Raw genomic sequence first — 2588 nt, forward strand, 5'->3', positions numbered from 1 at the left:
ACAGAACTTATAATTGTTAATGGTTAATTGTTAATTGTTAACGGAAATCTTAAAAAATCAAATTAAATTAATCATGCGAACGCACTCCAACGTTAACAATTAACAATTGACAATTAACAATTAAATTGCGCTTTGTAAAATATGTGGTTTGAGATACCTGCGCGCTGTCAATAAATACTTTTGGAAATACAAATGGAGACTTTTGCTCGGCTTGATCTTCGTCTTTCTCTCCAACTATTTTCGAATACTTGCACCGCAGGTTACCGGTTATGTAGTGAACACTGTGGAGAAGGAATTATCCGTACAGGCACGCTCAAAATCTTCTGTTCCTGTTTCTACAGATGTTAAAATGCATAACGCCGGAAATCAGAAAGCTGATACTTCCAATTATGATATACTGGTAAAAAAATTCATCCGGAAATTAAATACCACTCAGAGAACATTCGGACAGAAAGTGGCAATTTCAGGCGTCACTTTATTGCTGCTTGCGATCATCGGCGGATTATTTATGTTTTTAATGAGGCAGACCATTATCGTTATGAGCCGCCATATTGAATTTGATCAGAAAAATGAAATCTTTCAGCACTATCAGCAACTGGATACTGCTTTTTATAAAACCCATAGCACGGGAGACCTGATGAGCCGCATGGCTGAAGACGTGAGCCGGGTACGCATGTATACCGGGCCGGCCATTATGTATCTAGCAAACCTGGTGGCTACCATAAGTTTTAGTCTCTACTTCATGATACGCAAAGACGCGCTGCTTACCTTATATGTGCTGGCGCCCCTGCCTGTATTGGCCGTGACCATTTATATGGTCAATAACCTGATCCACAGGAAAAGCGAAAGGATACAGGCTTTGCTTAGCAATCTCACCACCAATGCCCAGGAATCTTACAGTGGGATTCGCGTAATCAAATCTTTTGTTCAGGAATCAGCTATGCTTCGTTTCTTCAGTTCAAATAGTGAAGAATACAGAAAAAATGCGATCGGCCTCGCCAAAGTTGAAGCTATTTATTTTCCATCAATGGGTTTGATAATTGGTTTAAGCACCCTCTTAACTATTATGATCGGCGGTTTTTATGTAATACGAGGAACACATCATACTGACCTGGGGACCATCACTGAATTCGTGATTTATATTACCATGCTTACTTTTCCGGTTAGTGCGATCGGATGGGTAGCCAGCATGATTCAGCGTGCCTCTGCCTCTCAGAAAAGACTGAATGAATTCCTGGAAACCTCACCTGCAATTCAGAATGTTCCAGTGGCAACCAGTCAGAAGTTAAGCGGTAACATTTCTTTCGATCATGTAGATTTTATCTATCCACAGACCGGAATTCACGCCTTGAAAGGCTTCAGCCTTGAAGTTCGTAAAGGTGAAAAAATTGCAGTTATTGGAAGGACAGGCAGTGGCAAAACAACGCTGGCCCAATTGATATTGCGATTTTATGATCCGACCCGAGGAACCATATCCATGGATGGCATAAACCTTAAAAACCTTGACCTTCCAGGATACAGAAACCAGATCGGGTATGTTCCGCAGGATGTTTTTCTGTTCAGTGATACAGTTACAGCCAATATACTCTTTGGTATGGACCGCAAATCTGAGGCTGAAGCTAGGAAAGCAGCCGAATATGCCAGTATTGACAAAGAGATCGCGCATTTCCCTTCCGGTTACAATACCCTGATAGGTGAAAGAGGCGTTACACTAAGCGGAGGGCAGAAACAAAGAATTTCCATCGCCCGTGCCCTGGCTGGCAACCATGAATTAGTAATTTTCGATGACTGTCTTAGTGCAGTAGATGCCAGGACAGAAAAGGAAATAATTACAAGGCTCTACGATTATCTTCAAAATAAAACCGCCTTTATAATTACACACAGGATTTTCTCTCTGTTTGAATTTGACCGGATCATTGTCCTGGATCAAGGAAAAATGGTTGAAACCGGCACCCATTTAGAATTGCTTGAAAGAAACGGGCATTATACCCGGCTCTACGAGCAGCAACAAAAAACAGGAGGGGAGCGCGAAACCCGCGACTGACGGGATTTGCGTAAAAACACGCTTGTCCCGATAAATTGGTGAATTTTTTGACGGTTCTATAACAATATTATATTTTTATGCGCTTGCTTTAATTTTTTACCTAAAACAACAACCGTGGCGTACGAGAACAATGACAAAAGAATGGAGAGTGTTTACAGCAAACGAATCAGGGCCGGTAAGCGAAGGACTTATTTTTTTGATGTACGTGCTACCAGGAGCAATGATTATTATCTAACGATTACTGAAAGCCGTAAAAAATTTAATGAAGAAGGTTATGACAGGCATAAAATCTTCCTTTACAAAGAAGACTTCAATAAGTTTATCAAGGCCCTCACCGAAGCTGTAGATTATGTTAAGACTGATTTGATGCCTGATTTTGATTTCGATGCTTTTAATCATGATCAGGTTTCTGAAAATGGCGAAGGACATCATGACCACCATGAAAATCACGTAGCGGTTCCAAATCCCGTTGCACAGGTTCCAGAAGTTAATGAAGTGGAAGCCGTAAAAGTGGAAACGGTTTCAACAACACCTGAACCTACTT

Annotated in this window: 2 protein-coding genes; both read left to right on the forward strand. The window is 41.1% G+C overall.

Annotation, left to right across the window (positions count from 1 at the left end; translation table 11 throughout):
- Window positions 1-148 precede the first annotated feature (148 nt).
- Complete coding sequence (locus VNZ46_RS17470) at window positions 149-2044, forward strand: ABC transporter ATP-binding protein (RefSeq protein ID WP_325561325.1); 1896 nt, start codon at window positions 149-151, stop codon at window positions 2042-2044.
- 114 nt (window positions 2045-2158) lie between these two features.
- A partial coding sequence (locus VNZ46_RS17475; RefSeq protein WP_325561326.1) for a DUF3276 family protein occupies window positions 2159-2588 on the forward strand: 430 nt, incomplete at its 3' end.

The sequence above is a fragment of the Pedobacter sp. genome, assembly GCF_035566355.1.
In the GTDB taxonomy this organism is placed as follows: domain Bacteria; phylum Bacteroidota; class Bacteroidia; order Sphingobacteriales; family Sphingobacteriaceae; genus Pedobacter.